Below are 7,709 nucleotides of genomic sequence, written 5' to 3' on the forward strand. Positions count from 1 at the left end.
GTCTGTACGCCACAGGGGCCAGCCGCTGATCGGTCAGACTGTCTTCCATCGCTTGGATGGCAGGGCCGTGCCCTTTCTCAAAAAGTGACTCAAGCAGCAGCCACAACGGGTGCGTTTCCTCACCAGGTGGGGGCAGCACCAAGACCAGGCGCCGCCGGGCCGCCAGAACGGGGGCCTGCCATGCGCGCGCATCGCGAGCGAGCACGTCATCCAAGTGGGGCAATGCCACGCCTGCGCTGTGCAATTCGGCCCGTTCGGCCTGAGACCATGGATAGCCGGCCAGATCAGGTGGCGGCTGCAACTGCCACCAGACCACCTGCTCGGCTTCGTCGACGACGGCCCCTGGGTGCGTCACGGGTCGACAGGCGCCGACGTGGGCCACCAGCAGCGGATGGATGGTCCCCTGCGCGGTGGCCTGAGCCAACAGCGTCTGCAGAGGCTGTGCGGCAATGTGGGTTTCGCCTTGCAGCGCGAGTGCCTTCAGTGCGCGCAGCAAGGTCAGCGTCTGCGACAGTCCGCTGGTGAACGCGATCTGTTTGGCCGGATCGGTGTCTCGCAAACGCCCCTGAAAATACTGGGCCAGTGCATTCAGACGCTCGGTCACAACAGCCAAAGGGGCCCCCTGCACTGGGTCATGGCGTTCTTGCTCGATCCACTGTCGAATTCGCTCGCGGACCTCCGTCCAGTCTTTGCCTGAAGCGGCGCAGGCAGTTTCAATATCAGCCAAAGCACGGTCCCAAGCCGGCCCCTGACCGATGCCGGGGGAGCGAGCCACCATCTCGGCCAGCTTTGAGCGAGCCACCCAGGGCAAAGGACAGATGGGGTGGGTCAGAAACTGCAGAAGGCCGTACAGATCCAGCGGTTTCCACAACTGGCCAAGCACTAGCGGGAGCACTTGCAGCGCAGGACGAAAACCGTTGGACTCTTTGAACCCCTGACGCGGCACTTGCGCCGCAGCCATCACCTCATCGAGAACGCCAACCTGGGGGGCGCACAGCACCGTGTCAGTTGCCTGGTCAGCCAGGTGTTGAGCCAGACCTTGGGCTGCCAGCCAGCCCGTCTCAGCCTGCATCACCGACACGCTGCCATCGTCGCGCCAGCGCAATTGGGCCGCCTGCGCCCCACCTCCGTGAGACAACAAGGCCCGCTGGATATCGCCCAACAATGTGCCCTCTTGAGCTGCCGGTCGCATGCCGCTCTGCTCAGTAGGCTGCAGTTCGCACAGCACCTGTTGCCAAGCAGGAGGCCAGTGTGAGAGCGGTTCGCAAAGGGTGAGGCGTTCTATGCGAGGCCTGGTCACCGCCATCGCAGACTTCACCAAGGCAAGCCGTTTGCCCACGCCAGCCGCCAGCTTGTGCGTGTCCTCCGTCTCGGCCAGCAAGGCTGCCATGTCTCTCATCCGCCTGGATGGAGATGCCGCCAGTGCGGCGCCAGCTCCTGTGCTCCAACCGTGCAAGTGCCACAGGTCGCTCCATGCCAGCAAGGTGGCTGCAGTACCGAGTGCATCCACGGCAAAACTGCGGTGATAGCCAAGTCGACTTCTGGCACAAAGTCATCTGCGGACCAAACCTGCTCGCCGCAGGGTTGGGTGCATTGCATGAAGTGCAGCGAGCCATGGCATTCGGTGAGAGGCTGTGAACGGAAACCGGCTTTCTGGAATTGCCCATCGACGTTGCTGGTGTACACCGCGCAGCCGTGAGGTTTGGCATCACCCCATTGGCGCAACTGCGCGAATCCCCGGTGCGGTTGTGCTTGCCGGTACATCGCCAGCCGGTGTCCGTAGAAGCCCCATGCCAGTGCCGCGTCATGCTGAAAAGCCCATGGGCTGGCAATTTCCTGAAAGCTCAGTTGGGCACGAGCCAGTCCTGGGTAGTGGCGCCACAGGCCCTCTGGCCCTCGAAAGTCGGGCAGCCCTGAATCCACCCCCATTCCCGCGCCAGCACAAATGAGCAGGGCATCGGCGTCACGGATCCATTCCCAAGCAACGGTCAAGGCATGCTGTCGATCGTCCATCGTGATCCCTTTACCGGGCAGGCAAGCGTTGCTTCAAGTTGTTTGATAGGTCATTCATCTTGTATTTCTTTGGCAGGAGAAATCGCTTCAGCGCGGGTTCATGTGCACACCAGGGCCTGTATCCCCGTTGTCCCAGAGCAGTACCGTCTCCTGCACGCCGCCCTTGCTCAATGGGGTTTGCAGTTCCACACACCCCATTCTTTGAGACTGAATCACAAGACTCACACCCAGATCGAAGTCCAGGTCGTAAAAATCGTCGTATTCGGCCACCTTCACAGCGGCACACTTGGGAACACCGTGGTAGCCAATGCACGGGGTAGGCTGATTCAACGGCGTCACACCCTCCTCGTGTCCTATCCGAAGCCACCCAATTGGCGAAGCGCTGACACGTTCAAGAACCTCTTCGGATTCATTCACCAGATACAACTCATCAGCTAGGCGGGCGAGCCATAACCAGGGCGATCTCGTCCCGGCTTTCCGCGGAGGCATTGGCCCGAAACGGCTTTTTCGCTTTTCTGGCGCAATCCACTTGAACGCGCTGGTCAACCTCTTTGGCTCAAACATGCTCGTCACCCCACTCAACTGCTGGGGTGATCCGATTCGCAAGTGATTGCGAATTTGCCCCCTGACCCGCTCACAACCGAGTTTATCGGGAGAGGCATTTAAATTCTCCCTGGCATCGGACAGTTCGGGGAGCAAACTTGCCAGGCATCCTCATGAATGAGATCGCCAAACCAGTTGCGTCTCAAAGGCGATCATCTGATCCACCTCGCTGTCGCAGCGCTTCATACAACCCCGCCGGTCCCAGCAAGATGGACTTCAACCCCAACCTCACTCGCTCCGAATCCAGCGCCTGCTTGCTCATGGTGTTGTGGGCCACCAGCGCGTCCATGATGGCGTTGAGCAGTTCGGTGTCCAGGTCAGGAGAGTTGGCAAACTGGCCTTTGGAATTGTTCATGGCCTGCTGCACAAGCTGGTCTGATTCGAGCAGCTTGCCCAGCAACACGTTGTTCACGTAGACCAGTTTGTCGTCGTCGGTCAGCTCGCCCTCGAACAGGTCGTTGACCTTCTGGACGATCTCCGAGAGCAGTGCCTTCTGCTTGTCTTGTACCTGCCCGCCCCCGGGCTCGGTCAGTGGTGACAGCTTGTAGTCAGTATCGTCTTCACCCAGCACCAGCGTGCGCTTGCCCTGGTCTTTGAGCTTGTGATGGGTCAGCACCACCTTTGAGAGATCCACCCCTTCCCGCTCACGACCAAATTCCAGCAGTGGAAGCAGGTGCTTGAAAAAGATGGACCGTTTTTCTATGGCTGTGTTTCCATAGTCGAACAACTGACTCAGGAAGGCGTAGACCCTCACGAAGGTGCCCAGGTCGCGTTTGAACAGCAGCAGGGCGTCGATTTCGTCTTTGGCGGCCTGCGATTCTGGTCCGTCGGGGTGTTTGGCCTGGGCAGCGGTAAATGCCTGTTGGGCGGCCTTGTACCGCTTGAGCAGCCGGTCGGCCACGGGCTCTATGGCGGCCAGCAACATGCCCTGGCTGGATTTGGGGTTGAGCACCACCAGCGCCACGCGCTCCACCTCGAAGTCGTCGTAGTGGCCACTGCCGTCCAGCTTGGCGCGCAATTCGTACACAAGGTGTGGGTCGGTCACGCCGGCCAGTTCGGCCGTCTCGTAGTAGGTCTGGAAAGCCGCCAGGATCTCGTCCGGGTCGTTGATGAAGTCGAGGATGTAGGTGTTGTCCTTCAAGCCGTGCGGGCCGTTGTAGGCGCGGTTCAGGCGGCTGAGGGTCTGCACCGCTTGGATGCCTGCCAGCCGCTTGTCCACGTACATGCCGCACAGCAGCGGCTGGTCAAAGCCGGTCTGGAACTTGTTGGCCACCAGCAGGATTTGGTATTCATCGGTGGCAAAGGCATCGCGGATGTCGCGTCCTTTGAGGTTGGGGTTGAGTGTCTTGGAAGTTTCGGCCACCGGTTCGGGCAGGGATTGCGGGTCGTTCACCTCGCCCGAGTACGCCACCAACGAGCCCAGGGTGTAGCCGTTCTCGGTGATGTAGGCATCCAGCGCCAGCTTCCAGCGCACCGCCTCCAGGCGGCTGCCCACCACAACCATGGCCTTGGCGTGTCCGTTCAGCAGCGGCTGCACGTTCTCGCGGAAGTGCTCCACCACGATGGCCACCTTCTGGCTGATGTTGTAGGGGTGCAGGCGAACCCAGCGCATCAGGCCTTTGACCGCCTCGCTGCGCTCCACCTCGGTCTCGTCCCACTCGCGCCCTTCGTTGGCCAGCTTGAAGGCCAGCTTGTAGGGCGTGTAGTTCTTCAGCACATCGAGAATGAACCCTTCCTCGATGGCCTGCCGCATGGAATAGACGTGAAAAGCCCCCGGGAAGTTGTCTGACCCGGCGGGTAGTTCAGGGTTGGGCCGGCGGCCAAACAGTTCCAGCGTCTTGGCCTTGGGCGCGGCGGTGAAGGCCACGTAGGTGATGCCTTTGTTGGCATCACCGTTACCAGCCTTGGCCGCCATCTGCGCGGCCAGCAGATCTTCGGTGTCGATCTCGCCACCGTCAGCCAGCTCTTGCATCTGCTCTGCACTGAGCACCTGTTTGAGCTTGGCGGCCGCTTCGCCCGTCTGGCTGCTGTGCGCCTCGTCAGCAATCACTGCAAAACGCTTGCCTTCGGTGGCAGCCAGCTCCTGAACCGCGCTCAGGGCTTTGGGGAAGGTCTGGATCGTGCAGACCACGATCTTCTTGCTGCCCGACAGCGCCTCGGCCAATTCGGCGCTTTTGCTCCCCCCCTCGCCCTTGATGGTCGCCACCACACCGGCCGTGCGCTCAAAGTCGAAGATGGCTTCCTGCAACTGAGTGTCCAGCACCGTGCGGTCGCTGACCACCAACACGGTGTCGAACACCTTCTGGTTGTTCGCGTCGTGCAGGTCGGCCAAGAAGTGCGCCGTCCAGGCAATGGAGTTGGTTTTGCCACTGCCCGCACTGTGCTGAATCAGGTACTTCTGCCCTGCCCCCTCCGCCAGCACGGTCTGCACCAGCTTGCGGGTGGCGTCGAGCTGGTGGTAGCGGGGGAACAGCACACTGGTGATGCGCTTCTTCTGGTCCCGCTTTGTGATGAGGTAGCGGCCAATGATCTCAAGCCAACTGTCGCGCTGCCAGACGTGCTCCCACAGGTAGTTCGTTCGATGGCCTTGTCCGTTGGGCGGATTACCGGCGCCGCCCTGGTTACCCAGGTTGAAGGGCAAGAAGTTGGTCTTCGGTCCCTCCAGGCGGGTGGTCATCATCACCGTGCGGTTGCTCACCGCAAAGTGCACCAGCGCACCGCGCGGGAAGTCCAACAAAGGCTCGGCAAACGGCTTGCCCTTGGGTTTGGGCAGGCGGTCAAAACGGTATTGGTCAACCGCTGCGTTGATGTCCTGCGTGAAATCGGTCTTGAGCTCGGCCGTGGCCACCGGAATGCCGTTGAGGAACAGCACCAAGTCGATGATGTCGTCGTGGTTGGTGCGGCACTGGCGCACCACACGCAGGCGGTTGGCGGCGTAGCGGGCCTGCAGTTCAGGGTTCATGGCAAGCGCCGGCTTGAACTGGGCAAGCTTGAGCGGGGATTTAAGCCCCAGCAGCTCAACGCCCACGCGCAGCACCTCCAGCGTGCCGCGTTCATCCAACGCCTTACGCAGTCGGTCGAGCAGCATCGCTTCGGCCGCTGGGCCGTGGTTCTTCTGCAGCACCTCCCAGGCGTGTGGCTGGCTGATCTGCACCCAAGCCAGCACATCAGCCGGGTACAGCGCTCGGGCGGTGTCATAGCCCTTGGCATCACCTTCGCTGCCCGGCGCAGCGTACAGCCACCCTTGGGTACCCAGGTGCTCGCAGATGTCGGCCTCGAACTGGATTTCATTGTGCAATGCCACTGCCTTACTCCTCCCGCATCACTGGATTCAGTCTTCTAGCGCGTCTGGCCCGCATCAGGTGGCCCACCAACCAACGTCTTGAGCTCACTCGCAACCTTATCGGTGTCTGCAATGAAGTTCGCCAAGGCGTAACGCAGGTGAACTGCCTCCAACTTGTCACTCAAACGCAACCATCCTGTGCCACCGGTCTGGACTTGAATTTCATCTTCAATCAAGCTATCAAGTGTCTTATTGCTGTCTGCCGTGCATCTAAACAACCTGACTTGAACGGTTGCGTCACCACGCTCCAGCTTGATCGGGTCGGGCTGACCTCTGACGTTCAATTCAACTCGACGCTTTTTGCTGAAGTTCTCGTCAATGTAGATGACGAAAGACAACATCAGATCGCCCGCGCGGGCAGTACCGCCACTTTCACGCGCATAGTCAAATTGCGTCGCAAACATCGGGACCAAGTCCCATGCCCATTTGTTATTGGTCGGCGAAGTGGAGCGACTGGCTGGACGACTGGTTTCGATGGGGCCCCAAGAGCGGAATACACAGTCGATCGCACGTGCGATTTCGTCAACACCGGGCAAGAGGCGCTGGTAAAAGCCCACACACAGACGGTGTGCGATCTGGACCTGTTCCACAAGATTCGTGAACTTTTCAGGAGAGGTGCTCATGGTTGCAAACTAATAGGGTGCAGAGAGGAAAAATCTACCAAGCCATGCCAATCTGGCGACTTGCGCCTTGATTTCTGACTCACGGAAGTGGTGGTCTTGAACGGCAACTCAGCCAACTTAGCAGAGGACAGGCTGACGTAATTGGCCCACTCCAACAACGAAGTCCAGGTGTACCTCTCAGTGAGCATGCCGAACAACTGCAACGCGCTGCTTAAGTCCTCCAAGACGGCGGCGTCTGCTGCCACTGCCTCATCGCGCATGTCGCGCAGGACGGAGGCAACGATGTCCCACTCCCGTTCATAAAGAAAAAGCTCAAAGTTGCCGCCGGTATCAAACTCGCCCACGTTTACTTCACTGAGAGGCGATGTATTCCGATTCCGCCCCAAACCGACAAAATGGACAGCGTTGGGAAATGGCTCATCGTCACGTTGCGCAAGTTGCGCCACAGCCCGGATCTGATCCCGCCATTGATCAGGGTTTTGATCACCGCCAAACGGCGGCTTGACTTCAACCATCACGAGTGCAGTTTTGAACCACATCAGCACATCTGGCTGCACGCGAACACGCCCATGAGTGCCTTCCAGGTTTGGCCAGAAGTCCACCCGCTGCAAGTCGCCGAAATTCGCCGCTGCAGCAGGGGTGACCAAAGTGCCCATGACGCGAGCAAGCAGACTTGGAGAAAAGTAGCGCAAGCGGCCGAACACCGCAGCTGTCATCAAGTCCTCGCTGCGGCGAAACATCTCCCGCCAACTGACACTGCGCTCAACGCCATCGACCACCACGCGTCCGGCTTTGCCGCTCACGATAGCGTTCAGCATGCGGCACTCCATCGGATCAAATCCGCCGGATACAGCGCGAGGGCTATGTCGTGACCCGTGGAATCACCCTCACTGCCCGGAATAGCCTTTAGCAAGCCATAGGCGCTCAGGTCTCCGCAGATGAGGCTCTCGAACTGACTTTCATTGTGGACTGCCATGCGTTCGACCTTTCACTGTCCCAACTTCAGTTGCTTGATGTGAGGCTGCAAAGCTGCGGTCAGGGCGTTCATGGCAGCAACTTGACGGGACTGAATGTCAGGCCATTCGGATTCTTCTGAACGGTAGCCACCCGGAACCTTGACCCTGATT

General features: G+C 59.9%; 6 protein-coding genes. All 6 read right to left on the reverse strand.

Annotated features, from left to right (window positions below):
- Window positions 1–1,390 (reverse strand): hypothetical protein (locus tag ACFQPB_RS23330; RefSeq protein ID WP_382228686.1); only part of this gene is annotated, 1,390 nt, incomplete at its 3' end.
- A gap of 5 nt (window positions 1,391–1,395) precedes the next feature.
- A complete protein-coding gene (locus tag ACFQPB_RS23335; protein ID WP_382228688.1) occupies window positions 1,396–2,013 on the reverse strand; it encodes an SIR2 family NAD-dependent protein deacylase in 618 nt (205 codons plus the stop codon).
- A gap of 87 nt (window positions 2,014–2,100) precedes the next feature.
- A complete protein-coding gene (locus tag ACFQPB_RS23340; RefSeq protein WP_382228690.1) occupies window positions 2,101–2,712 on the reverse strand; it encodes a hypothetical protein in 612 nt (203 codons plus the stop codon).
- A gap of 46 nt (window positions 2,713–2,758) precedes the next feature.
- Entirely contained in the window at window positions 2,759–5,920 is a 3,162-nt protein-coding gene (locus tag ACFQPB_RS23345; protein WP_382228693.1) for a type I restriction endonuclease subunit R, read from the reverse strand.
- Between the two features lie 35 nt (window positions 5,921–5,955).
- The gene (locus ACFQPB_RS23350) at window positions 5,956–6,582 is read right to left on the reverse strand and encodes a hypothetical protein (protein WP_382228694.1); all 627 of its coding nucleotides are present in this window, start codon (window positions 6,580–6,582) and stop codon (window positions 5,956–5,958) included.
- A complete protein-coding gene (locus ACFQPB_RS23355) occupies window positions 6,579–7,400 on the reverse strand; it encodes a hypothetical protein (RefSeq protein ID WP_382228696.1) in 822 nt (273 codons plus the stop codon). Before ACFQPB_RS23355 ends, ACFQPB_RS23350 begins: the two co-directional genes overlap by 4 nt.
- Window positions 7,401–7,709: the final 309 nt, after the last annotated feature.

The organism is Hydrogenophaga atypica (assembly GCF_042665215.1).
Lineage (GTDB): Bacteria > Pseudomonadota > Gammaproteobacteria > Burkholderiales > Burkholderiaceae_C > Hydrogenophaga > Hydrogenophaga defluvii_A.